At 58.7% G+C, this 25,378-nt stretch carries 21 protein-coding genes; 9 read left to right on the plus strand and 12 right to left on the minus strand.

What is annotated here, in order from left to right; translation table 11 throughout:
- Positions 1-62: 62 nt before the first annotated feature.
- Genes AACR14_RS04135 through AACR14_RS04145 form a run of 3 tightly spaced genes read right to left on the minus strand, consistent with a single transcriptional unit; the run spans position 63 to position 3,989 of the window.
- Complete coding sequence (locus AACR14_RS04135) at positions 63-2,078, minus strand: transglutaminase family protein (RefSeq protein WP_019445227.1); 2,016 nt, start codon at positions 2,076-2,078, stop codon at positions 63-65.
- Complete coding sequence (locus AACR14_RS04140) at positions 2,065-3,060, minus strand: DUF58 domain-containing protein (protein ID WP_019445228.1); 996 nt, start codon at positions 3,058-3,060, stop codon at positions 2,065-2,067. Before AACR14_RS04140 ends, AACR14_RS04135 begins: the two co-directional genes overlap by 14 nt.
- Positions 3,060-3,989, minus strand: a complete 930-nt coding sequence (locus AACR14_RS04145) for an AAA family ATPase (RefSeq protein ID WP_019445229.1) — start codon at positions 3,987-3,989, stop codon at positions 3,060-3,062. The genes AACR14_RS04140 and AACR14_RS04145 overlap by 1 nt, the downstream gene beginning before the upstream one ends.
- Positions 3,990-4,346: 357 nt before the next feature.
- Between AACR14_RS04145 and AACR14_RS04150 the strand changes: the two genes are divergently transcribed.
- From AACR14_RS04150 to dtpB, 3 genes are all read left to right on the plus strand, one after another.
- A complete protein-coding gene (locus tag AACR14_RS04150) occupies positions 4,347-5,519 on the plus strand; it encodes an MFS transporter (protein ID WP_019445231.1) in 1,173 nt (390 codons plus the stop codon).
- A gap of 18 nt (positions 5,520-5,537) precedes the next feature.
- Positions 5,538-6,500 carry an HTH-type transcriptional regulator YidZ gene (gene yidZ / locus AACR14_RS04155; RefSeq protein WP_019445232.1) on the plus strand — a complete coding sequence of 321 codons (963 nt, stop codon included), beginning with the start codon at positions 5,538-5,540 and terminating at the stop codon, positions 6,498-6,500.
- Positions 6,501-7,211: 711 nt separating this feature from the next.
- A complete protein-coding gene (dtpB, locus tag AACR14_RS04160; RefSeq protein WP_019445233.1) occupies positions 7,212-8,717 on the plus strand; it encodes a dipeptide/tripeptide permease DtpB in 1,506 nt (501 codons plus the stop codon).
- Between the two features lie 57 nt (positions 8,718-8,774).
- Here dtpB and ruvX read toward each other — a convergent pair whose 3' ends face one another.
- The 7 genes from ruvX to metK all read right to left on the minus strand — a co-directional run bounded on the left by ruvX (position 8,775) and on the right by metK (position 14,378).
- Complete coding sequence (gene ruvX, locus AACR14_RS04165; protein WP_005343821.1) at positions 8,775-9,197, minus strand: Holliday junction resolvase RuvX; 423 nt, start codon at positions 9,195-9,197, stop codon at positions 8,775-8,777.
- Between the two features lie 43 nt (positions 9,198-9,240).
- Positions 9,241-9,795: a YqgE/AlgH family protein gene (locus AACR14_RS04170; protein ID WP_005349793.1), complete on the minus strand. Its 555-nt coding sequence runs from the start codon at positions 9,793-9,795 to the stop codon at positions 9,241-9,243.
- A gap of 202 nt (positions 9,796-9,997) precedes the next feature.
- On the minus strand, positions 9,998-10,948 hold the full coding sequence (gene gshB / locus AACR14_RS04175; RefSeq protein ID WP_019445234.1) for a glutathione synthase: 951 nt from the start codon (positions 10,946-10,948) through the stop codon (positions 9,998-10,000).
- A 51-nt stretch (positions 10,949-10,999) separates the two neighbouring features.
- On the minus strand, positions 11,000-11,731 hold the full coding sequence (gene rsmE / locus AACR14_RS04180) for a 16S rRNA (uracil(1498)-N(3))-methyltransferase (RefSeq protein ID WP_019445235.1): 732 nt from the start codon (positions 11,729-11,731) through the stop codon (positions 11,000-11,002).
- Positions 11,732-11,851: 120 nt separating this feature from the next.
- Entirely contained in the window at positions 11,852-12,556 is a 705-nt protein-coding gene (locus tag AACR14_RS04185; protein ID WP_019445236.1) for an endonuclease, read from the minus strand.
- 74 nt (positions 12,557-12,630) lie between these two features.
- Positions 12,631-13,158, minus strand: coding sequence for a SprT family zinc-dependent metalloprotease (locus tag AACR14_RS04190; RefSeq protein ID WP_019445237.1), 528 nt, complete (start codon positions 13,156-13,158; stop codon positions 12,631-12,633).
- Between the two features lie 68 nt (positions 13,159-13,226).
- Positions 13,227-14,378, minus strand: a complete 1,152-nt coding sequence (gene metK / locus AACR14_RS04195) for a methionine adenosyltransferase (RefSeq protein ID WP_005338519.1) — start codon at positions 14,376-14,378, stop codon at positions 13,227-13,229.
- A 349-nt stretch (positions 14,379-14,727) separates the two neighbouring features.
- Here metK and tkt point away from each other — a divergent pair, with 349 nt between their 5' ends.
- Positions 14,728-16,719: a transketolase gene (tkt, locus tag AACR14_RS04200; protein ID WP_019445238.1), complete on the plus strand. Its 1,992-nt coding sequence runs from the start codon at positions 14,728-14,730 to the stop codon at positions 16,717-16,719.
- 536 nt (positions 16,720-17,255) lie between these two features.
- The gene (locus tag AACR14_RS04205; protein WP_041201823.1) at positions 17,256-17,927 is read left to right on the plus strand and encodes a DNA-methyltransferase; all 672 of its coding nucleotides are present in this window, start codon (positions 17,256-17,258) and stop codon (positions 17,925-17,927) included.
- A 281-nt stretch (positions 17,928-18,208) separates the two neighbouring features.
- Here AACR14_RS04205 and AACR14_RS04210 read toward each other — a convergent pair whose 3' ends face one another.
- The gene (locus AACR14_RS04210; protein ID WP_019445240.1) at positions 18,209-19,237 is read right to left on the minus strand and encodes an NAD(P)H-quinone oxidoreductase; all 1,029 of its coding nucleotides are present in this window, start codon (positions 19,235-19,237) and stop codon (positions 18,209-18,211) included.
- A gap of 134 nt (positions 19,238-19,371) precedes the next feature.
- On the opposite strand from AACR14_RS04210, the gene AACR14_RS04215 reads away from it, so the two are divergent.
- From AACR14_RS04215 to AACR14_RS04225, 3 genes are all read left to right on the plus strand, one after another.
- Entirely contained in the window at positions 19,372-20,244 is an 873-nt protein-coding gene (locus AACR14_RS04215; RefSeq protein WP_019445241.1) for a LysR family transcriptional regulator, read from the plus strand.
- A gap of 145 nt (positions 20,245-20,389) precedes the next feature.
- Complete coding sequence (gene hchA, locus AACR14_RS04220) at positions 20,390-21,253, plus strand: glyoxalase III HchA (RefSeq protein WP_019445242.1); 864 nt, start codon at positions 20,390-20,392, stop codon at positions 21,251-21,253.
- Positions 21,250-21,972, plus strand: coding sequence for a PA1136 family autoinducer-binding transcriptional regulator (locus AACR14_RS04225; protein ID WP_083851936.1), 723 nt, complete (start codon positions 21,250-21,252; stop codon positions 21,970-21,972). Before hchA ends, AACR14_RS04225 begins: the two co-directional genes overlap by 4 nt.
- Before the next feature lie 57 nt (positions 21,973-22,029).
- On the opposite strand, the gene AACR14_RS04230 is transcribed toward AACR14_RS04225, so the two are convergent.
- Entirely contained in the window at positions 22,030-23,310 is a 1,281-nt protein-coding gene (locus AACR14_RS04230) for a RidA family protein (protein WP_019445244.1), read from the minus strand.
- Between the two features lie 1,184 nt (positions 23,311-24,494).
- Here AACR14_RS04230 and AACR14_RS04235 point away from each other — a divergent pair.
- Positions 24,495-25,367 carry a hypothetical protein gene (locus tag AACR14_RS04235; RefSeq protein ID WP_019445246.1) on the plus strand — a complete coding sequence of 291 codons (873 nt, stop codon included), beginning with the start codon at positions 24,495-24,497 and terminating at the stop codon, positions 25,365-25,367.
- The last annotated feature ends 11 nt before the right edge of the window (positions 25,368-25,378 follow it).

The raw sequence follows: 25,378 nt of genomic DNA on the forward strand, positions 1-25,378 counted from the left end.
CAAGCGGTAAATCAAACCTCTTGATTAAAACCTGAAGGGGGAGCCGGTGGCTCCCCCTTCTTTTATGAGCCGCTCTTCGGCGGCTGATCCCAGTGCTGGACGAGCTGTCTGACACGCCGTCGCAACTGGCGCCAGCAGCGCCCTTGTTGCCGTTCGCTGAGGGGGGCATAACGCCAGAGTCGATAGAGCCACGCACTCTTTAGCAGGGAGTGGGCAAGGTCGGGACGCAGCCGTGCCAGCCGCTCGCACCATGTCCCCATGCTCTCGGCTGGCTGGGGTGGGTAGCCACTGCGTTTGCCCCGTTTGAGCAGGGGCTGCCAGATACGCCGCTCTGACGGCAGGCGGGCGGGCAACAGCAGGGGCAGGCTCACCAGCAGGGCGACCAGCATCAGGCTGGCGAGGATCAACCAGGGAGTGTGTCCCGCCAGTGCGGGCCAGCGCAGGCCGATTTGTTGCCAGAGCTGACCCGCATCGTAACCAATCACCCAGCGACTCCACTGGTAGTCGATATTGTTGCCCCACCAGCGTAGTTTATTGAGCAGGGCCCAGTTGCGATAACGCTGCAAAGCAAGCGGGTCGGCAGCGGTAAACTCGTCGCTCAGCGCTTCCCTCACGCCGCCTTCAATACGCTCCGGTGCCACTGCCGCAGTGGGGTCGATTCGCCGCCATGATCCCTCTTCATCGAGATACTCTACCCAGGCGTGAGCATCGAACTGGTGTACCGCCAGATAGTTGCCCCTTGGATTCCACTCACCGCCGAGATAACCGGTGACCAGCCGTGCCGGAATACCGGAAGCGCGCAGTACGAAAGCGGTCGCCATGGCGTAGTGGCCGCAAAAGCCGCGCTTGGTATCGAACAGGAACTCATCCACCCCGTCACTGCCAAGCCGTGGCGGGGTCAGAGTGTAGTAATAGGATTGGCTGCGAAACTGCGCGAGCAGGGCGGCGACCAGCGCGCTGCGATCCGGATAGCGTGCCGCAAGCTCTTTGCCATAGGCTCGCGCTCTTGGGTTGCCTCCGGCTGGCAGTTGCTGGTTGCGCTGGGCGGCTTGGCTATCGTCCTCTGGCTGCGCTTCGCCGCGGCCAATGCGATAGCGGATCGCCACCTCACCGCTCCCCTGACGATAGAGGGTGTCGATGGGGGTGATCAGCACTGGTCCAGTCAGAATAGTCGGTTCACTCATGGCAAAGGCCCAGCGGTGGCGCTGGGGCTCGGCGATCACCTCGTAGCTCCCGGCGGGTAACGGACTATCTGCCAGCTGATTGCTTGCCCGTGAAGATGATGCCAGAAGGGTGAGCCCGGTTTGCACCGGCACTGTCCGTTGCCACGTTTTTACCTCGGGGCTCAGCAACCAGCGTTGGCCATCGAAAACCTCTTGGCGCATTACCGGAAAGTAGCGCTCGCGGGCCGGGGGCGGGCCATCGGCAAAGGTGACCCGAAAGGCCAGTTCCGAGGAGTTGACCAGTTCGCTGATATCGCCGGGTGCCAGCTCTTCCGAGAGGCCCGACAGGGCACGGCTGGTGGTGGGCATCTGCCAGAGGGGCGGGAGCCTTGGCAGCAGCAAAAACAGGGTGATAAGCAGTGGAAGCGCCAGCAGCAGGGTACCACCCGCACTGCGCCAAGGCCGTTTCTGTTCGGGGGCGACGGCGGTCACCAGCGCGGTTACTGCCAGCCAGAGTGCTACTGTCATTCCGGCCGTCCAGCCGATGCTCTGTCGCTGCACCAGCGCCAGCGCGATAAGAAAGAAGGTGAGCAGCAGCACCAGCTCGATATCCTGCTCGCGCCGTACCTCGATCATCTTGAGGCTATAACCGAGCCAGAGCAGATTGATCAGGGCGGGCAGGGTGCCCAAGCCACGCCACTGTAGTCCCAGCAACAGCACAGTAGTGATGGCCAGCAGCGCCAACCCGCGGGCAGGCAGGGGCTGCCAGCCGCGCCACAGCATCATGGCCCGGACGCCGAGGGTGATGGCGCCCACTGTCACTACCCAGAGTTGCAACTGGGGCCAGAGCGCAGCGACCAGCAGCAGCTGTTGCAGGGCGATGAGTGGCAGCAGGCGGCGGTTATCGAGCAGCATCGGGCGTGCTCTTCGGTGGTGTGGCATCGAACTGGGCTAGTGCCAGCAGGCAGCGCTGCACAAAGGTGGCGCCACTATCGGGCCCCAGCGTCTGGTTTGCCAGCGTCAGGGTGAAGGGGATGCCCCGCTTGCCGTAATCGGCGCACCACCAGGCCAGCACCGCCAGCCGCTGCTCCAGATCCCCGCCTGCGACCCGCGGCAATGTGAGGTGAGTGTCATCCTGCTGAGGTTCATGGAACTGTTTGGTCAGCAGGCCGCGCCCTTGGGCAAGTTGCTTCCAGGCGACTCGGCTCAGTGGCTCACCGGCCTGATGTGTCCGCAGGGTATCAAAGTCACCGAGGGGAGCTGGCGCGGGCTGGCCCTGATGCCCTTCGCTTTCGGTCGCATGTTCCCCTCTTAGCGCCCCGAACGCCGGTTTGGGGGCGAGCCAGCCCTCCAGTTGCAAGTCCAGCAGAGACCAGCAGCGAAACAGGCCGAGAGGGTAGCGGCTCTCAACCCGCAATCGACCAAGGTGCAGTGGCCCACGGCGCGAGCCCGATACTGGCAGGATAACTGTGCTGGGCACAGCGTCGGCCTGTGCCAGCCAGAGGGTGCCTTCGTTGAGGCTAAACCGGAGCGCCTGCACCGGGCGCGGGCTCTGCACCAAGATACGGATAGGTAGCTGGCTACCCGCTTCCCCCAGCACCAGCGGCCCACCCAGCAGTTCCAGCCCCAACAGGTTGCGGTGGGTGAGCCACATGGCGGCCATAAACAGGCTGCCGAGGCAGTAGGCCACCAGCAGCACCAGATTGTTCTGGTAGTTGGTGCCGAGCAGATAGATGGCGAGCAGCACCAGCAGATAGAGCAGCCCCATGCGGGTGGGGAGGATAAAGAGGCTGCGGGTAGCCAGCGTGATCTGGCGGGCCGGGGGAATGCGACGGTCGAGCCAGCGTCGTTGCCAGCGGGCTCGCCACTGCTGCCAACGGTTTAGCCATTTTCTCATCAGGGATTGTCCGGATCGACCTTGGCCAGCAATCGCTGGCTCAGGGGGCAGGCTTCGCCGTGCTGTACGCCAAAGCTGCCCCGCAGCCGATGCTCGGCCACATAGGGGAAGACTGCCTGCACATCCTCTACCGTGACAAAGTGCCGCCCCGCCACCAGCGCCCAGGCCCGGCTCACCGCCAGCAAGGTCTGGGCTGCACGGGGGGAGAGGGGCTGTGGCAGATCCCCATCAAAGCGGCTCTGGTGCACCAGCGCCAGCAGGTAGTCGAGGGTGGCATCGGAAACATGGATAGCATCACCTTCCGCTTGCAGGGCAGCCAGCTCGGCGTCATTTAGCATGGCGGGCAACGGGTCAGTCGGTTGGTTGCCCCGCAGTAGCTGGCGCTCCGCCTCTCGCGGCGGAAAACCCAGCGAGAGTCGCACGGCGAAGCGGTCGAGTTGGGACTCCGGCAGTGGATAGGTGCCCGCCTGATCCGCCGGATTCTGGGTGGCGATGACGAAAAACGGATCGGGGAGGGGATGCGTATTCCCCTCAATGCTCACCTTGCCCTCGGCCATCGCCTCCAGCAGGGCGCTCTGTACTTTGGGGCTGGCGCGATTGATCTCGTCCGCCAGCAACACCTGGGTGAAGATGGGGCCGGGGTGAAAGTGAAATGTTTGCTGCTGGGGGTCAAAGATCTGCAACCCCAGCAGGTCGGCGGGGAGCAGATCTGCGGTGAACTGCATCCGCCTGCATGCCAGCCCCAGCACCTGCGCCAGCGCGTGGGCCAGGGTGGTTTTGCCCATGCCGGGCAGATCCTCGATCAGCAGATGACCGCGCGCCAGCAGGGTCACCAGCGCGATTTTCAGTTGCAGCGGCTTGCCCAGAATGACTTGCTCCAGTGCCGCCAGCAGCCCGGCAATCTGCTCTTCTCTCTTCATTCCCTTCATACACATTTCCTGTATTGCGTCGCACCTACAGCTTATACGCCCGCAAGGGCGAAGGCGGATAACAGACGGGTGGTAAAAGTGCAGTGCAGGGATGGTTATGAGCGGGAGGTGACGCGGTTTATTAGTGAGTCTGCTCGATTCAATATGGCCGCCCAGGCACGTAACTCAATAGAATATTTCCTGATTGGAATGTACCGATCGCCATCTCTTCACTAGGTGAGGGCGCTGGGCGCCCATATAGTTGCCCCCATTGCGACGCGCTGCGTTGCTAGCTTTGTCACCACCTTGGCCCCGCCACTGTTCGCCTGTCGCTGTGATCTGGCAGGCATCGGCCCGCCACTCTGTAATGGAGCATCCATGCCTGTTTTCCTGTTGTGCACTTTTCTGATGATAATTCTCTATCCGGTCGGGATCGATCTCTATCTGGTCGCCGTGCCCCAGATTGCCGATGCCCTGCAGGCGAGCGAGGCGCAGATCCACACCGCCTTCTCTATCTATCTGTTCGGTATGGCGGCCACCGTGCTGCTGGGCGGGATGATTGCCGATCGCTACGGGCGGCGCTGGGTGGTGCTCGGGGGGGCGCTGATTTTTGTCATCGCCTCGCTGGTGGCGGGCCATGCCGAGGGGATCAACCAGTTCTATTTCGGCCGTTTCTGGCAGGGGGTCGGGGCTGGAGCGCTCTATATCATGACATTTACCGTGCTGCGGGACGTGCTGAGTCAGGAGCGGCTGGCGATGGCGCTCTCGATGATCAACGGGGTGATCTGCGTGATCCCGGTGTTGGCGCCGGTGCTCGGTTACCTCATCCTGTCCCATTTTGACTGGCGCGGGATCTTCATGGCGATGGCGCTGGTGGCGGCCATCAGCGGTCTGGTCAACCTGCTGCTGCTCAAGGAAACCCGTCCAGCCCGCCAACCGGGCAGTGGCGCGGCGCTGCCTTTTGCCCTGCTGCGCTCGCCGCGCTTTATGCTGCTCTCCCTGCTGACCAGTGCCAGCGTGACCGCCATTCTGGTCTATGTCAGCGTCTCGCCGCTGATCCTGATGAAGGAGTTTGGCTTCACTACCGAGCAGTACTCCATCGTGATGATGGTGATGGCTGGCGTGAGTATGTCCACCTCCTTCCTGACGCCGTTGCTGTTGCGCTGGCTGGGCAAACAGAAGGTGCTGGCGGTGTCTCATCTCTCCTATCTGCTGGCGGCGTGCTCACTGATCGGCAGCTGGCAGACGGGGGGCGATATCCATCTGCTGCTGCCGGGGTTTGCGCTGGTCTGTGTCGGCTTCTCCTGTGGCTTCGGGGTGGCGATGGGGGAGGCGCTCGATGGTTGTCAGCATAACGTGGCCTTTGCCAGCGCGGTGCTCTGCATCATGCAGATCAGCCTCTCCGGCCTCTATATCTGGCTGCTGGGTCAACTTGGCTTTACTCCGTCCGAGATGCTGATCTGCGCCCTGCTGCTGGCATTGCTCAGTTACCTGGCTGTCAAAGGGCTGTTACCATGGCTCGCGCTTCGTGAAGCGCGGTCGCAGGGCTGATGGAAGATGAGAGGGAATATGCGCAATCTGGGTGAACTCGATTTGAACCTGCTGGTGGTGTTCAAGTACCTGATGCAGGAGCGCAGTGTGGCAGGGGCGGCCAAAAAGCTCTGTGTCACTCCGTCGGCGGTGAGCAAGTCTCTGGCCAAATTGCGGGAGTGGTTTGACGACCCCCTGTTTGTGCGGGTGCGGCAGGGGTTGCAGCCCACCAACCTCTCCCTGACCCTGGAGGAGGACCTGAAGGTCTGGTTCCAGCTCACCGACAGCATCACCTCGCTCAATAGCGAGGCGATCCCCGACGGTGCCCGCTTCACGCTGGTGATGGAGTCCCCCTTCTACATCAGCTTCCTGAGCGATCTGCCCATGACCATCTACCAGAAGTACCCCAACTCGGTGGTCAGGATGCTGGGGTGGGATCACCACTCCCTCAACGACATCGTCAACGGCGATGCAGATCTCGGCTTCTGCGCCCGCGAGACCCATGGCCGCTCCCTGGCCAAGGTCAACCGCTTGCCTTATTACATCGATCATGAGGTGCTGTTCACCGATCGCCCGGTGGTGTTCCTGCGCAAGGATCACCCCTTGCTCGAGCAGAAGTGGTCGCTGGAGAATTTTTTGGCCTGCCCCCAGATCAGCATGGTGTGGGAAGCGAACGATACCTGGGCCCTCGACAGCCTGCTGGAGGACGAGGGGCTGAAGCGGGAGGTGCCCATCATGGTCTCCAGCTTCGAGCAGGCGCTGCATATTGCCTCCCAGTCGAGCCATGAGCTGATTGCGGTGGCCCCTTCCTACTGCGGTGGTTATGCCAGTCGGCATCACGGCAATCTGATCGCCATGCCGCTGCCGCTCCCCGAGAAGCTCTACGCCCAGCTGGAGATCGCCTTCATCTTGCTGTGGCACAAGCGGCATAATCAGGATGCCAAGGTGATGTGGCTGCGCAATGAGATCCGGCGACTCTACAACGACGAATCGCCACGCTAATGTGAGCGTGACGGTGCCCATCGATCAGCCGGAGCCATCTGCTCCGGCTTTTTGTTGTCGCATCGCCCTGAGGAGTGGGCTTTGGCACGACTTAAGTGCCGAGTTCGGGTTCAAGCTGTGTGCCATTCAACTCTCTTTATGCACAGATTGGCCTTGGTTGCACGTCTCGAGTGAAGCTCTTTTCACGAAAAAAATTCATGTGGTTTCATTAGAAAACTTCACTAATGGTCACTTTTAAAGTGTGATCGACCATTAAGTTCCTGCATTTTCAGTGATATAGCATGACACCCCTTGGAATGGCGGGGTGATATAGCGCCTGCGTAGGTGACTGCCAGTAGATCGTGGAGTGAGCCAGCCCCACAGGTCGTCTGTGGCCGTGCCATGCCCCGGCTATCTGGCCACCAGCCATGAGTGACGGAGCAGAGGGGAATAAGTATCAAGGTTGATAAACCGGCTTGAGTGAAGGGATGCAGCAAAGGTAGAACCCGGAGCCGGTAACTGTACCGGGAGACGCCACTCACCATCCCCCGATAACCCGTAATTGAAACCGGCTAGATGAAAAACACCTTTCATCGAACGGGGCGTGTGCACCCGAAAATAGCCAGATTGGCAGGCTGACTGTGCTCCCCGTTATGGCAATGGCGGAAGAGAAAATAGTGCGGTAGCCACCACCAGATTAATAAAAATAAATCTCAGCAAAGGCAGGTTGATATGCGTCCAGCAACAGCACCCACAGGGTTGTTACAACAGCCCAAACCCTTCTTTATGATATTTTTCGTCGAACTCTGGGAGCGCTTCGGTTATTACGGCGTGCAGGGGATATTGGCGGTTTTCTTTGTGCAGCAACTGGGATTTTCCCAAGAGCAATCCTTTATTACCTTCGGTGCCTTCTCGGCGTTGGTATATGGTCTGATCTCGGTCGGTGGCTATGTCGGTGACCATGTTCTCGGCACCAAGCGCACCATGGTGCTGGGGGCCGTGGTGCTGGTGATAGGCTACTTTATGACCGGCCTCTCTATCTACAATCCCGACCTGATTTTCTATGCGCTGGGCACCATCGCGGTCGGTAACTGCCTGTTCAAGGCCAATCCGGCCAGCCTGCTGTCAAAATGCTACCAGCCAAAAGATCCGCGGCTGGATGGGGCGTTTACCCTGTTCTATATGTCGATCAATATTGGCTCGCTTATTTCCCTCTCGCTCGCGCCGGTGATTGCCGATCACTACGGCTATACAGTGACCTATAACCTGTGCGGGGTGGGGCTGATTATTGCGCTGCTCACCTTCTTTGCCTGCCGCAATATGGTCAAGGATATTGGCTCCGCGCCGGATCACCTGCCACTTAATTACAGCAAGCTGCTGCTGGTTATATTGGGCTCGGTAGCCATGGTCTTCTTTTGCGCCTGGTTGATGCACCACGTGGTGATCGCCAACATAGTGCTGATGACGGTGACCATCGCCGTGGTGATATTCTTTTTTCGCGAGGCATTCAGGCTCGATGCCGTGGGCCGCAACAAGATGTATGTGGCCTTCGTGCTGATGCTGGAGGCGGTGCTCTTCTATGTGCTGTATGCCCAGATGCCGACGTCTCTGAACTTCTTTGCCATCAACAACATGCACCACGAGATGCTGGGCATGAGCGTCAACCCAATCAGCTTCCAGGCGCTCAACCCCTTCTGGGTGGTGGTGGGTAGCCCGGTACTCGCGATGATCTATACCCGGATGGGCAGCAAGGGGCGGGATCTCACCATGCCGCTCAAGTTCACCCTCGGGATGTTCTTCTGCTCGCTGGGCTTTCTGACGGCGGCGGCATCCGGCTGGTGGTTTGCCGATGAGCAGGGGCTTACCTCCCCCTGGTTTATGGTGCTTATCTACCTGTTCCAGAGTCTGGGCGAGCTGATGATCAGTGCCCTGGGACTGGCGATGGTGGCTGCGCTGGTGCCGCAACGGCTGATGGGTTTTATTCTCGGAATGTGGTTCCTGACTCAAGCGATGGCGTCCCTGCTGGGTGGCTATGTGGCGACTTTTACCGCCGTGCCGCAAGGGATGACGGATCCGCTGCAAACCTTGCCCATTTACACCGGCGTATTTGGCAAGATCGGGATGGCGACCCTGTTGATTGCGGTAGTGATGGGGCTGATGGTGCCCTGGCTCAACCGGATGATGAATGCGACGCCGACAGAGGCCGAGGGGCTGGTGGCGGGACAATCACAGGCGTAATGAGGGGATTGTGCGAGACAAGGCAAGGGCGGCGACCCTTGCCTTGCTGTTGATGGTTTAGTTGTACTGCTCTTCCATCCAGGCTTCGACGATCAGCTGCGCCGATACCCCGTCCACACTGCCTTTCTCCAGCGCGCGATAGCCGCCTCGCTCAAACAGCCGGGCGCGGGCATCTGTGGTGGTGAGTCGTTCATCCTTGAACTCCACCGGCTTGCCGAAACGGCCATGCAGCCGGTTGCCGAATTTGCGGGCCCGTACCGTGATCTCCTGATCGGTACCATCCATGTTCAGCGGTAGGCCGACCACCAGCAGGTCCGGTTGCCACTCCTTGAGCAGCTTCTCAATCTCGTCCCAGTTGGGGATGCCGTCGTTGGCCTTGAGGGCGCGCAGAGGCTGGGCTGTGCCAGTCAGCTCCTGACCGATGGCGACGCCAATGCTCTTGGTGCCATAGTCAAAGCCCATGATGCTGCGTGATGACATAACTGATAAATCCTCGAAATAGAGAGCGGAGCGGGCCAGCCGATCAGCTGTGGCCGATATCGCTGGAGAGGTGAACCGGGTTCACCCCTATGCTGGCGGCAGCTTGCTGCCAACGTTTGTGAATGGGGGTCTTGAACACCAGAGCCGGATTGGGTGGGATCACCAGCCAGGCGCCATCCACCAGCTCCTGCTCCAGCTGCCCGGCGCTCCAGCCGGCATAGCCAAGGGCCACCAGCCAATGGGCAGGAGCCTCGCTCGTACCCAGGGTTTCCAGAATATCCTTGGAGGTGGTCACCATCATCTCATCCCCCACCTGCAGGGTGGAGTTGAAACCGGGGCGGAAGCTGTGCAGCACGAAGCCGCGATCGGCGTGAACCGGCCCCCCTTGCAGCACCGGCTGCTTGAGTTCCGGGTTGTTGGGCGGATTGAGCTGGAGCTGGGTCAGCATGGTTTCCAGCGACATCTCCACCGGAATGTTGACGACCAGTCCCATGGCGCCCTCTTCGTTGTGCTCGCACAGATAGACCAGCGAGCGCTCGAAATAGGGATCCGTCAGGCTTGGCATGGCAAGCAGGAAGTGATTTTGCAGTGTTTGCATAGAGGCCAAATAGTGCAAAGGTATTTGAGGTCAATTATGGCAGTTGATCCCCATGGGAAAAACCGCTTTTTGGGCTGGGCGAGATCCCGCCCCTTTCCGGATTGTCTTGAAACAGAGAGGGTGGCGCCGGGCCACCCTCTCTGTTTCCTGGCTTGTCGGGGGTGGGTTACCCCTGAACAGGCCGGTTTAGCCTGTCTGGCGATTATTTGCCCAGCCGATGCTCGATGGCATCCATCAACATGCCGGTGATGTGAACATCGAAGGCCGCTTCAATCTCGCGAATGCAGGTCGGGCTGGTGACGTTAATCTCGGTCAGCCGATCGCCGATGATGTCGAGGCCGACGAAGATAAGCCCCTTCTCTTTCAACGTCGGGCCAACTGCACGGGCGATGGCCCAGTCAGCTTCGCTCAGGGGACGTGCCTCACCACGGCCACCGGCCGCCAGATTGCCACGAGTCTCACCTTGCGCCGGAATGCGCGCCAGGCAGTAAGGCACCGGCTCACCGTCCACCACCAGTACCCGCTTGTCGCCATCCTTGATGGCGGGCAGATAGGTCTGCGCCATGCAGTACTGGCTGCCGTGGGCGGTCAGGGTCTCGATAATCACGCCGACGTTGGCATCATCTTCCTTCATGCGGAAGATGGAGGCGCCGCCCATGCCGTCCAGCGGTTTGAGGATGACGTCTTTGTGCTTCGCGTGGAAGGCGCGCAGCTTGTCGGCGCGGCGGGTTACCAGCGTGGTCGGGGTGTGCTCGGCAAACCAGGCAGTATAGAGCTTCTCGTTGGCGTCGCGCAGGCTCTGCGGCTTGTTGACGATAAGGCAACCCTCATCCTCGGCCCGCTCCAGCATGTAGGTGGCGTAGATAAATTCGGTGTCGAACGGCGGATCCTTGCGCATCAGGATCACATCTAGGTTGGAGAGGGGCTGATCCACCACCTCGCCCAGCGTGTACCAGTCGGCATAGTCATATTTGACGGTGAGCGGGCGCATGGTGCCAAAGGCGCGACCGGCTTCCATGTAGAGATCCTTCATCTCCAGATAGAACAGCTCATAGCCGCGCTTTTGCGCCTCTTCGAGCATGGCAAAGCTGGAATCTTTCTTGATGTTGATGGCCGAGATGGGGTCCATCACGATGCCGAGTTTAATGGTCATCCGAATATCCTTCTTGTGGCTCGATTGCGAGTGAGATTCTTAAAACCTGCTTCAGGCCAGATCGCCAAAGCGGCACTGCAGCGCAGTGATCGCCGTCAGGGCGGCGGTTTCGGTGCGCAGCACCCGCGGCCCCAGCAGCATCTCTTTGAAATCTTCCTGCACGGTACGGGCGATCTCGTCGCTCGACAAGCCCCCTTCCGGGCCAATCAGCAGGCGCACGCCGTGCTCGGGAACGGGCAGGGTGTTGATGCTGTACTCGGCGCGCGGGTGCAGGTTGAGCTTGAGCTCCTTGGTCTCTTCCGCCAGCCAGGCGTCCAGCTCCATCGGCATGCGCACCTCTGGCACCACGTTGCGGCCGCACTGTTCGCAGGCGCTGATCACCACCTTCTGCCACTGCTCGCGCTTCTTCTCCAAGCGGTCTGCCGGCAGCTTGACGCCGCAGCGCTCGGAGAAGAGCGGGGTGATGCAGGTGACGCCCAGCTCCACCGATTTCTGGATGGTGAAGTCCATCTTGTCTCCACGGCTGATCACCTGACCCAGATGAATGGCCAGCGGTGACTCCACCGACTGGGCGTCGCAGCGGTCGATGGTCACTTCCACCGACTTCTTGCCGACGCTGGCGATGGTGGCGGGGTATTGATTGCCATCGCCGTTGAACAGCTCGAGCTGCTGGCCCGGCTGCATGCGCAGTACCCGGCCGATATGGTTGGCGCCGTCTTCCGACAGGGCGATGGTCTGGCCAACTTGCAGGGTGGCCGGTTCATAGATACGTGGAATGCGCATGGCTGCTTGTCAGTCTCTTGCTTGGAAACCCTTTATATCCTGCGGCGAGCAAGGCTCACGCAGCAGTAGGGAAGGGGTTCATGATAGGAGGGGGCAATCCCCCTCCTTGGTCAAATGGGGTTATTGGCACTGCTTTTCAATAAAGGGATTGGTATTGCCCTGCAGCGTGCCGATGCGGCGGTTGCGCTCGCACTCCCAGCCCTCTGCCGGGTACTGGCGATCCCAGGCTTCAAACAGTTTACGCTGTTGTGCTGCCAGACGCAGCCCATACTGCTGGCTCATGTAGAGGTAGGCGCGGGCGATCTGGCCCCGTACCGGCCCCTTGGGCGGCTGCACCCGACGATCCTTGAAATCCACCAGCATCTGGCACTGGCCGTACTGATCCGGCTTGCTGTTCCAGTCGGAGAAGCGGTAGTTGGCCCGATCGCCGTTCACCTCGCCAATGGCGGGGAAGAGGTTGTGCATGTCCCCCTCCATCTTGTTGAACTCGGGGCTCGCTTTTTCGCAGTTCTTGCGACCGCCATCCTGCCAGCACTGCAACTGGTGGCCGAACTCCCAGGCCGGGACCACGTGTTCCCACTCGATGCGGGCGGCGCGTTTGGCCTGCTTGCGCGGCTCATAGCCGCAACTGGCGAGATCCGGGCGCATCGATTTGCCCTGATAGTCGATGTCGCAGCCGCAGTAGAAGGTGGTGACGCCGGGCTGGCTGCGATAGAGCTTCACCAGATCCTGCTTGGCTTCGCGAAAGGTCTGGGCGTGCAGGGGCGCGCTGAGCAGCGGCAAACCAGCCAGCAGGGTCAGGGCGAGGGAGGAGATGAAACGCATGGGATTCCTTGCAAAACGGGGTGATTGAAGAACGATGGCGGGCACCCTACCACAGGGGCGCGACACAAGCTGGCTTACTGCTCTGGCTCCGGCCGTTCCCGCTCCAGCGGCTGCTTGCAGCGACGACAGTGGTAGCGGGCCTCGCCACGCACCACCTTGTTGTGGCGGCGAATAGAGAGCTGATGCTGCTGGCAGTGACAGCGATAGGGCACGGTGCGCTGGGCCAGTACCGCCAGATCGAAGCTGTGGGTGGTTCTGGGCTCAAGGCCGAATACCTCCCGCATCACCGACTGCCACTGGCGGCCGTGGGGCAAGACCCGGCTTTTGCCGCGACCTTCACCCCACAGGGCATAGACCAGCAGATGGGCCACCTCGTGGGGCACGACCTCATCCAGAAACGCCTGCTGGTTGGCCTGATAGAGGGCGGGATTGAAGCGTAGCTCCCAGGTTTGCAGCCGCGCCGAACCCGCCGCCCGGCCCCGCATATTGCAGTAGATCCGCGGGCGGGGGAAGGTGCGGCCAAGGTGCGCCTCGGCCTGCACAAAGCAGGCTTCTACGCGTTGTTGCAGCAGGGCGACAAGCTGGGCAGGGGTGGCAGACATCAACATCTCGTCAGATAGCGGATAAGCAAAAGGGGAGCCAGGCTCCCCTTTTATCACAACAGCGAGCCTTACAGGCCAGCGGCAGAACGCAGCAGTTCGGCCTTGTCGGTCTGCTCCCACGGGAACTCGTCGCGACCGAAGTGACCGTAGGCAGCGGTAGCCTGGTAGATCGGGCGCTTCAGATCCAGCATTTCGATCAGACCGTACGGACGCAGCTCGAAGTGCTCGCGCACCAGCTTGACCAGCAGCTCTTCGGCGACCTTGGCAGTACCGAAGGTTTCGACGCTGATGGAGGTCGGCTCGGCCACGCCGATGGCGTAGGAGATCTGGATTTCACAGCGATCGGCCAGACCGGCGGCCACGATGTTTTTGGCAACGTAACGGGCGGCGTAAGCAGCGGAGCGGTCAACCTTGGACGGATCCTTACCGGAGAAGGCACCACCACCGTGACGAGCCATGCCGCCGTAGGTGTCGACGATGATCTTGCGACCGGTCAGACCGCAGTCACCCATCGGGCCGCCGATAACGAAACGGCCGGTGGGGTTGATGAAGTATTTGGTGTCCTTGTTGACCCACTCGGCCGGCAGCACCGGCTTGATGATCTCTTCGCGTACTGCTTCAACCAGATCCTTGTGGCTGATGGATTCGGCGTGCTGGGTAGACAGCACCACGGCATCGACACCGATGATCTTGCCTGCGTCGTCGTAGGCGAAGGTCAGCTGGCTCTTGGCATCCGGACGCAGCCACGGCAGGGTGCCGTTCTTGCGCACTTCAGCTTGACGCTTCACCAGCAGGTGAGAGTAGGTGATGGGGGCCGGCATCAGCACGTCGGTTTCGTTGGTGGCGTAGCCGAACATCAGGCCCTGGTCGCCAGCGCCCTGCTCCAGCGGATCGCTGCGGTCAACACCCTGATTGATATCAGGGGACTGCTTGCCGATGGCGTTCAGCACGGCGCAGGAGTCAGCATCGAAGCCCATGTCGGAGTGGGTGTAGCCGATTTCACGTACGGTATCACGCACGATCTCTTCGATATCAACCCAGGCAGAGGTGGTTACTTCGCCGGCCACCATGACCATACCGGTCTTGACCAGGGTCTCGCAGGCAACGCGTGCCTTGGTATCTTGCTTGAGGATGGCGTCCAGTACCGCATCGGAGATCTGGTCCGCAATCTTGTCGGGATGGCCTTCGGAGACCGACTCGGAAGTAAACAGCTTTGCCATGATAAGAGTCTCAGCTTGTCTGGGTTATCGCCACGGCAATAACCGGATGAATGGGATGGTGTAGAGGTATCTACATCTGGACGTCTATTTTAATTAGCGCCCCCCCCGATTGCCAGCACTATTTTGTCGCGCAGTGTCCAATGGGTCACAAGCGGTGCTCTCCTATCCCGAAAGGGATGGAAATCAAACGTTTTTCTCTGGTTGCTTTGGTCAATAGAGGGCAAGAAAAGCGATTGTCCTCCCAAAGCCACTTTATTCATCCAGATAATATTTGCACGCCGCGCGCCCTGCTGGGACAATAACGCGCCTTAATCTTGGCCATCAAATGAAGCAATCGCAGGAGATTCAGATGCCTTCTCGTAAAGAGCTTGCCAATGCCATTCGTGCATTGAGTATGGATGCCGTTCAAAAAGCCAACTCCGGTCACCCGGGCGCCCCCATGGGAATGGCGGATATCGCCGAAGTGCTGTGGCGTAGCCACCTCAGACATAACCCGAACAACCCCAAGTGGGCCGACCGCGACCGTTTCATTCTCTCCAACGGCCACGGCTCCATGCTGCTGTACTCCCTGCTGCACCTCTCCGGTTATGACCTCTCCATCGACGATCTGAAAAACTTCCGCCAACTGCACTCTCGCACCCCGGGTCACCCGGAGTACGGCTATGCACCGGGCGTTGAAACCACCACTGGCCCGCTGGGTCAGGGCATCACCAACGCCGTGGGTATGGCGATCGCCGAAAAAGCCATGGCTGAGCAGTTCAACCAGCCGGGCCACGACATCGTTGACCACTACACCTATGCCTTTATGGGCGACGGCTGCCTGATGGAAGGTATCTCCCACGAAGCGTGCTCCCTGGCAGGTACCCTGCAACTGGGCAAACTGATCGCGTTCTGGGATGACAACGGTATCTCCATCGACGGTCACGTAGAAGGCTGGTTCACCGACGACACCGTCAAGCGCTTCGAAGCCTACGGCTGGCACGTAATCCCGGCTGTTGACGGTCACAGCCCGGAAGCCATCAATGCCGCCATCGAAGCCGCCAAGGCCGAGACCGGCAAGCCGACTCTGATCTGCTGCCGCACCATCATCGGTTACGGCTCCCCGAACAAATCCGGTTCTCACGACTGCCACGGCTCACCGCTGGGCAACGACGAGATCGCCGCTGCTCGTGCCTTCCTGAAGTGGGACCACGCGCCGTTCGTTATCCCGGCCGATATCGCTGCCGAGTGGAACGGTCAGGAGAAGGGCGCCAAACTGGAAGCCGACTGGGCTGCCAAGTTCGCTGCCTATGAAGCCGCTCACCCGACTCTGGCTGCCGAATTCAAGCGCCGCACCGCTGGCGAACTGCCGGCCAACTGGGCTGCTGAATCCGCCAAGATCATCGAAACCCTGCAAGCCAACCCGGCCAAGATCGCGACCCGTAAAGCGTCCCAAAACGCACTGGAAGCGTTCGGCAAGCTGCTGCCGGAATTCATGGGTGGCTCCGCTGACCTGGCTCCGTCCAACCTGACCATGTGGTCCGGTTCCAAGTCCCTGACCAACGACGACGCCTCCGGCAACTACATCCACTACGGTGTCCGCGAGTTCGGCATGTCCGCCATCATGAACGGTATCGCCCTGCACGGTGGTTTCATCCCCTACGGCGCCACCTTCCTGATGTTCATGGAGTATGCCCGCAACGCACTGCGCATGGCCGCCCTGATGAAGCAGCGTGCCATCTTCGTTTACACCCACGACTCCATCGGTCTGGGTGAAGATGGCCCGACTCACCAGCCGGTTGAGCAGATCGCCTCCCTGCGTCTGACTCCGAACATGAGCACCTGGCGTCCGTGTGACCAGGTTGAATCTGCCATCGCCTGGAAACACGCCATCGAGCGTACCGACGGCCCGACCTCTCTGATCTTCTCTCGTCAGAACCTGGCCCAGATGGACCGTACTGCCCAGCAGCTGGCCGACACCGCCAAGGGTGGCTACGTGCTGAAGGATTGCGCCGGTACTCCGGAGCTGATCCTGATCGCCACCGGTTCCGAAGTGGAACTGGCTGTTGCCGCCTATGAGCAGCTGACTGCCAAGGGCCGTGCCGTGCGCGTGGTCTCGCTGCCGTCTACCGACGTGTTCGACGCCCAGTCTGCCGAGTACAAAGAGTCCGTCCTGCCGATGTCCGTCACCAAGCGTGTGGCCATCGAAGCGGGCATCGCTGACTACTGGTACAAGTACGTCGGTTTCGGCGGCAAGATCATCGGTATGACCACCTTCGGTGAGTCCGCACCGGCCGAGCTGCTGTTCAAGGAATTCGGCTTTACTGTGGAAAACGTGGTTGCGACCGCTGAATCCCTGTAATCCCTGATTGCTTTGTATTGAACTGAAAAGCGCCTCCCTTGGGAGGCGCTTTTTTAGGTGTATCGGAACACACAGCTGTATATATATTGCTCCGCCAATGATGAGGATCTCAAAATAAGAGTGAGAGGCTTCATATAGCCCTTAGCTGGTGTTAGTTTGAGTCTTAGTGCTGATATGTTATGTGTCAATACTGTTAAATTAGAGTGTTTATTTACTCTTAGACTTGAAAGCTAGAATAAGGAGCTTCGATATGCCTTGCCAATGTTGTGGCCAGCGTTTAAATGTTGGTGTTTTACATAAGTATGATGAATTGGGTAATGAGTACAAGTCATGTCCTCGTTGCTCTGCTACCAATGGGCAGGAGCATGTATTTCATCGTCATCCGGAGGCTTTTGGACAAACACCTGCACGTAGGACACCTGCTAATCCTCAGGGTGATCAGAGCTATTGTGTCGATTGCCGGACATTAGACCCTGGGGCACCATCAACGGTATACTCGAATGGTAGACCCTGTAGTTCTTTATTAAGCAGATAAAATGAATCTATTTTGTGATGATGCTGTGAAATGGTTGTCGACGCTTGCGGATGCAAGCGTTGATCTTGTTATTACTGACCCTCCTTATGAATCTCTTGAGAAGCATCGGAAAATAGGAACGACAACTCGTCTTAAAGTAAGTGAAGGATCAAGTAATCAATGGTTTGATATTTTCCCTAATGAACGTTTCGAAAGCTTATTTTTAGAGCTTTATCGAGTGTTAAAGAAAAACTCACATTTCTATCTTTTCTGCGATCAAGAAACGATGTTTTATGTAAAACCAATTGCGGAGAAAGTTGGTTTTAAATTTTGGAAACCAATCGTTTGGAATAAAATGGCAATTGGTATGGGGTATCATTATCGGGCCAAGTATGAATTTATTCTTTTCTTTGAGAAAGGGAAAAGAAAACTAAACGACTTGGGTATACCTGATGTTCTGGAGTGTAAACGAGTGCATCGTGGCTATCCTACTGAAAAACCTGTTGCATTATTAGAGACTCTTATATCTCAGAGCTCCAGTCATGATGATTTGGTTGTAGATCCATTCTTTGGTTCAGGTTCAACCTTGGTTGCAGCCAAAAACCTTGGAAGGAGGACTATGGGGTGTGATATTTCAAGTGCAGCCCATGAACATGTCTATGAACGAATGAAAAATCATTCAAATGACAATTAAAATATATTGTTGTTCTCTTTTCGTTTCAGAAAAAGCACCGGCCTAAGCTGGTGCGTTTTTAATTATTGAACGTAGCTAGTAGGTTCGATTAGCGAAGCATAATCGAACGTTCGCGTTCTTTAAGACGATGCCATAAAAATAATGCCCCTTCCTGTTACCTAAAAAGAGACCGGCATATAGCCGGTCTCTTTTTTATTTCCGCAACCCTTACGCCTGCGGCGGGAGACTTTCCGCGTTGGATATCACCGCATCCACCTCGGCCTGCTCCACGATGGGCTTTATCAATCTGACGACAACGGCGCCATGGTTAATACCAGCTTGCCGATATGACGGCCTGAATCCAGCAAATGGTGGGCGGCGGCGGCCTCATGCAGCGGGAAGGTCTGGTAAACCTGCGGTTTGACCTCGCCACGTTCGATAAATGGCCAGACATGAGTTTGCAACTGGGCAATCAGTTCGGCTTTTTCTTGCGGAGTACGCGAGCGCAGGGTGGATCCGATATGGGTCAGCCGCTTTTGCAGCATGGGAAACAGATCCAGATTGGGGGCGGCGCCCGCAATAATGCCGATCTGGACTATGCGACCATTGATGGCGGCCGCCGCATAGTTGCGCGCGACATACTCCCCGCCAATGATATCGAGAATGATGTCGGCGCCATGGCCATCGGTGGCGGCATGCACGGCCTCGACAAAATCCTCCTCCTTGTAGAGTACGGCCACATCGGCGCCCAGCTTGATGCTGGCGGCCTGCTGCTCGGGTGAGCCGACCGTGGTGATGATTTTGGCGGCGCCAAATGCCTTGGCCAGCATGGTGGCGGTCGTGCCGATGCCGGAGGCGCCGCCATGAATCAAGATGATGTCGCCTTTTTTAAACTGGCCCCGTTCAAACATATTTGACCAGACCGTCATAAAGGTTTCCGGCAGTGCCGCGGCTTCGACAAAGCTCAATCCGGGCGGCAGGGGCAGGACATTGCTCTGGTGGGCGACGCTGTATTCGGCATAGCCGCCACCCGAAATCAGTGCGGCGACCTTGTCGCCAATCTTGAGATGGTCCACCTGCTCCCCCTTGGCGACCACGACCCCGGCGACCTCCAGCCCGGGAATATCCGATGCCCCTGCCGGAGGCGGGTAGAGCCCTTTGCGCTGCATCACATCCGGCCCATTGATGCCGGTCGCATAGTGCCGGATCAAAACCTCATCGGGCTTGGGCGCCGGTGTGGCGCGGGTGGTCAGTTGCAAGACATCGGGGCCACCTGGCTGGGTAATTTCTACCGCGCTCATGGTGGCGGGAATGGAATAGGCGTTATGCATCAGCGGCTCCTGTAACGAGGTGATATGAGGTTCCCCGAGTGGGATGAGCACCAAGATAGTGGAGATTGCTGATGAATAAACGCAGTATTATCCCTCACCTGTAATGCAAAAATGCATTCCAACCGGGAGTCGTGATGAACTGGGATGATGCGAAAATTTTTCTGGCGTTGCATCGGGAGGGGAGCCTGAGGGGCGCAGCCCGTGTGGTCGGGGTCGATCAGGCCACCATTGGCAGGCGGATTGCCGCACTGGAGCATCGTCTGGCGGCCACGCTGTTTCTCCGCACATCCAAAGGGTATGTGCTGACTAATGTCGGAGAGATAGTGCTGGCCAGCGCCCAGCAGATGGAGCTGGCGGCCATTGATTTCGTGCGGGCGGCGCAAGGGGTCGACAACCGTCTGGTCGGGGAGGTCAGCGTGGCGACCACAGACACCCTGGGGATGGATTTTTTGATACCGGCCCTGACCGAGCTGCATCAGCGTTATCCCGATATCAGGGTCATCCTCAATACCTCGACCCAGGTGGTCAATCTGTCGCTGCGGGAAGCGGATATCGCGATCCGGACGGTGAAGCCGGACAATCCCGACCTGATTATTCGCAAGCTGGCCTCCTGGCCGGTCGGGTTGTATGCCTCCGCCGACTATCTGGCTCGCCATGGTATACCCGAAGCGGGCACCGGTTTTGCGGGCCATTCGCTGGTGGTGTATGAGCCCCACTGGCAGAGCGCGCGCTCGCCAATGATGCTCGAAGAGGCGGTCAAGGGGGCCACGGTCGCCGCGGGGGTCAATACCAGCCTGATGCTGCGTCAGGCCCTGTTGATGGGGCTGGGGCTTGGCGAGGTGGCGGTTCCGCTCGCCGAGCAAGCCGGGTTGGTGCGGGTCTGGCCCGAGCGGCAATTAGAGCAATCCTACGATGTGTGGCTGGTGACCCATCAGGATGTGCAGCATGCCGCGCGGGTCAGGGCGGTCATGGATGCCATCGTCAGGGCATTTGCCGCGATGCCCTAAGTCTGGCGGGCGCTCTGTTCAGGTTTTGTCGCAGCGTGGTCACACCTCTTGCCATAGTCATGGCGGTTGAGGGAAAACCCTCATTTACTTGCTCTCTGACAGTCAATACTGTGAGACCGAGTCCACCACTACTGGAGCCTGACCCATGACCGACATGCTTGTTGACGATAAACAACCAACCCCGGATCCGGCAGAGCAGAATGCCTTCTTCCCATCGCCCTACTCCCTGAGCCAGTTCACCTCGCGCAAATCTGACCTTGCCGGGGCCGACTATCCCGCTCCCTATCGGGAGGGGCGCTGGAAGATCCTGCTGATCGGTGCCGATGAGCGTTATCTGCCCACCGACAACGGCACCCTGTTTTCCACCGGTAACCATCCGGTCGAAACCCTGTTGCCCATGTATCACCTCGACAAGGCGGGCTTTGCCTTTGACGTGGCCACCCTTTCCGGCAATCCGGTCAAGTTCGAGTGGTGGGCCATGCCCGGCGAAGATGAAGAGGTGTTGGGGCTCTATGCCAAATATCAGGCGCAGTTCCGCCAACCGGCCAAGCTGGCCGACCTGCTGAAGCAGGCGCTGGCCGCTGACTCGGACTATATCGGCGTCTTTATTCCCGGCGGCCACGGCGCCCTGATGGGGTTGCCGCAGAGTGCCGAGGTGAAAGCGTTGCTGGAGTGGGCGATGGCCAACGATCGCTTCATCATCTCCCTCTGTCACGGGCCTGCTGCGCTGCTGGCGGTGGCCAATCCAGAGACCTTCGCGGGCTACAAGATCTGCGCTTTCCCCGATGAGCTGGATGCCCAGACCCCGGCAATTGGCTATATGCCTGGCCACCTCACCTGGAAGTTTGGCGAGAAGCTCAAAGAGATTGGCTTCGAGACCGTCAACAACGGCATCTCGGGAGAGGTGTGCCGGGATCGCAATCTGCTGACCGGTGACAGCCCGCTGGCAGGCAATAACCTCGGCAAGCTGGCCGCTACCACCTTGCTGGAGGCGGTTGCCAAGCGATGAGGTTGTCGTCATCGCCAGCGAATGCATTGCAGGTCGCGGTGGCGCTGGAAGGGTGCCAGCGGCTGGAGGAGATCCAGCAGCTGGTGCGCGCTTTTGCCACCCCGCTGGGGTATCACCGCTTTGCGCTCTTCTCCATCAGTGCCAGCGAGGAGGGGGTGGTCGAGCACCTCTATTGGCTGGAGGGGGAGTGGCTGGAGAGCGGCGAGGCGGTCGACCTGCATGCCTATATGCGCGAGTGTCCGATGGCGATGCATATCAGGGAGCGAGACCAGCCCTTCTTCTGGAGCAAAACGGTTGGTGCCGTTGGCGAGCAGTACCGTATCGTTCGCCAGCCTGAGGGGCCGGGCCGACATGGCTTGCAGGTACCCGTCTATGGGCCGTTGGGACTGGAAGGGGCGATGAGCTTTGGTGGCGATCAGATCGATGCCAGCTCCCACACTCGGGTTGGCCTTGCGCTGATCGCGGCGGCGGCTTTTCATGCAGCTCGTCGGCTGATGGAGATGCCGGTAGCGGGTCACGAGCGTGGGCTCACTGGGCGCGAGCGCGAAGTGCTGGAGTGGGTCTCCCGGGGTTGGCGCCATGCCGATATCGCCACCACCCTGAAACTCTCGGTGCGCACGGTTGAGAACCATCTGCGCAGTGCCCGCCGTCGACTCGGTGTGGCCACCACGGCAGAGGCGGTCAGAGTGGCGATCAGGAACCGCGATATCGAGGGCTGAGGAGCCATCCCTTTGTCAGGCATGTAAAAAGAGACCGGCATATAGCCGGTCTCTTTTTTATTTACCGCAACATGACACCTGCGGCGGGGTGCTTTCCGCGTTGGACATCACCGCATCAATTTGCACCAGGGCACCGGCGGGCAGTTCGCTCACGCCAATCACGGTGCGGGCAGGCAGATAACCCGGGAAATATTTGGTGTAGATGGCGTTGACCGCATCCAGATCCGCGATATTGCCGAGCTGGATATTGACCTTGACGATATCGTCCATCACATGGCCGATGCTCTCCACAATCGCCTTGATATTGCTCAGGCACTGGGCGGTCTGCTCCTTGATGCAGCCAGCCAGGATCTTGCCAGTGGCGGGGTCTATCGGTAACTGCGCAGAGAGATGGTTGTAGTGGGAGAAGGCGACGGTCTGGCAATGGAGCGGGCTGCGCGGTGCCTTGTCGGTATTGCGGGCACGGATCACCAGATTGTGACGATCTTCCACCAGTTGCGGCGGGGTGCCGTCACCGTGGGAGATGACCGCATCCATCTGCACCCGCGCCCCCATGGGCAGGGCAGCGGCACTGACCACAGAGCGGGCGGGCAGATAGGCAACGGCGCGGGCAATGGCGGAGTCGGGGAAGAAGGTGGTGTAGACCTCGTTGACGGCCTCCAGATCGGCCAGATCGGTCAGATAGACGGTGACCTTGACGATATCGTCAAACGGCACGTCGATGCTCTCCAGCACGTGCTTGATGTTGCGCAGGCACTGACCCGCCTGCTCCTTGATGCCACCGGCGACCAGTTGGCCCGAGGCGGCCTCGACCGGCAGCTGGGCGCCGATATTGTTGTAGTGGGAGAAGGCCACGGTATGGGTGGAGAGCGGATTGTGCGGCGCCTTGTCACTGTTGCGGGCCAGTTTAATCAGCGGGCAGGGGGCTTGCGGGAAGGTGCCTTCGCCGTTGGAGATGATGGCATCGATCTGCACCAGAGCGCCCAGCGGCAGGGCGGCAACGGCGAGGGTGGTGCGGGTCGGCAGATAGCCCGGGAAGAATTCGCGATAGACGGCGTTGACCGCCTCCAGATCCGCCATCTCTTTCAGGAAGATGGTGGCTTTGACCATATCGTCCATCACATGGCCGATGCTCTCGATGATCGCCTTGAGGTTGCTCAGGCACTGTCTGGCCTGCGCGGTGACATCGCCGCTCACCATCTTGCCGGTGGCCGGATCGACCGGCAGCTGGGCCGAGATATTGTTGTAATGAGAAAACGCCACCGTTTGGGTGCAGGGGCCCAGATCCTGGGGTGCATGGGGGGTATTTCTTGCCGACTTGATGATGGTGCCACTCATAGATATGCCTCTTTTTAATATTTGTTGTTTATTCAGGTACAGGTTTACCCCATCTTGTTGTGCGCCATGGCCACTGCGCCAACGGCGGCATCCCCAGTTATTATTTGTGACCCACTCAATTACTGAGAGGAATAAGGGAGAAGAGGACAGGGTAGATATTTCAGACGCTGCGATTCTATGAGTGGCTATCAGGAGTTGCAAACCGCTGATTGCATTTCTATGAGATGGCTCAATGGGTGCAAATTTAAGCATATTGCTATTCAATTCACCCGAAATCGTAGCCAATTCGTGCGCAAATGGTGCCGAACCGGCGGAAAACCTTGTCCTGACTGGGTTTGCTCTCCCCCTCTTCGGGATATTGGCGTGTGAATAAAGGGTTAATATTATGCGCCGATGTGCAAATAATGCATATTATGGTGCATGGATATCTGTTTTCAGCTCTTTTAAGGGGCTATGAAACTTCCCGTGAATATGCATATCCACCTTATTAAAGATACCTCTGGAATATAATTCACGGCTTTTGCATTCCTCTCTGTTAATGATTATTCCGGCATACTCGATGATGCCTTGCTGGCAGCCGGGATCTGTTATTAACGCCATAAAATTCTATGCCATGAATTTGCACGGCGGATCTGCTCCTGCTGCACAGGAGTGGGGATCATGGCGTTGGCGTGACGGTGTGCAGGAGCGGGGGCGCTCGATAAGAGATGGCGATGGATGAAATATGGCGCTAGATGAGGAAGGGGAGGTGGTGGCAATCCGCTTATCTTCACGCCGGTTGCATCCCCCGATGGGTGGGGTTGCCCCGCGTCGTCGCTTTTTCCACTTTTCTGTGGCTTTGTCCGAGCTCCCTCTTATCTGTGGCTGGTTGTGATGATTGGGATGGTTTTTAGGGCTCGGGAACAGTTCAGATGATTTCGCAGGCATAAATTTCAATATGCTGTTTTTAAAGGGAAATGCGTAAAAAAATGGATTTATTGACCACTTTTTATGGTTTCTTGATGAAACTGTTAATTATTGGCGTGATTGCGAGTCAGGTCGCTTTTTTTACTCGCTATTAATCGTATGATTAATAAGGTGATCAAGGAGCCCTGACGGAGAGCATCGATGCACCGGCAGGCCATTGCCCAGGATTGGCAAGCGAGATCGCGTCGCGATCATCATTACCTGACTGTGGAGGATTTATGCTGGGTTTCGTTCTGGGCGATATGTATTGTCAAACATCTGGGCAGCGGTTACCTCCTCGCCTGGGAAAGAGCTTTCCCATTCCTGCCGATTATCGACTGCGCGGCCGGGTATCCGCCGCCATCATGACCATCGAGAGCCTGCTCGATACCCCTTATCCGCAAAAGCAGTTTCGTGATCTGGTCTTTGGTGCCTTTATCGAGCGCCAGCGTCGGCTGTTTGGCGAACATGTGATTGTGGCCCGCATGGAAGGGGAGGAGGGGCTGGAACTGTCGATTGATCTCTCGTTTGTCAGCACCGCCGTACCTGTGGGCCTGCTGGCCATCTCTGAAGAGCTGGCTCTCGCCACGGCGCCGCGTCCCAAGAAGAGCCATCCCCACTACGAGGCGTTGTGCAAGGCGATCGACTGCATGGTGATGCTGATGTTTTATGGCAAGGTGATCCGCCAGCGTAATACGGTGTTGGAAAATATCGGCCATCAGTTTGGTTATCAGCCCGCGGCGACCCTGACGGCGCGTGTTGGCAAGGGTGGGGAGGATGATTACGACGCCTTCATGGTCAATATCATGACCTGTATTGCCCACTCCAACTCGCTCAAGGAGGCGCTGGAGAACGCCAGCCGGATGGGAATTCAGGAGCCCGCTTTCTTCTGCATCGTCGGTGCGATTGCCAGCACCCTGTGGGGCGTGCCCAGACTGTGGGCGTATCAGGCTTCACAGCTGATCCATCGCTCCCACCACCACTACATCCAGAATCTGCTTCGCTGTGAAACCCGTGCCGGGCGGCGCCATATCAATCTGGAGCCGCCAAAGCCCCCGCTGTTTGCACCGATCCGGCAACAGGTTGTGCGTCTGTTCAAGGGAGCACACTGATCCGCAGCCCC

The organism is Aeromonas sp. 159, from assembly GCF_963862045.1.
Classification (GTDB): Bacteria; Pseudomonadota; Gammaproteobacteria; order Enterobacterales; family Aeromonadaceae; genus Aeromonas; species Aeromonas veronii.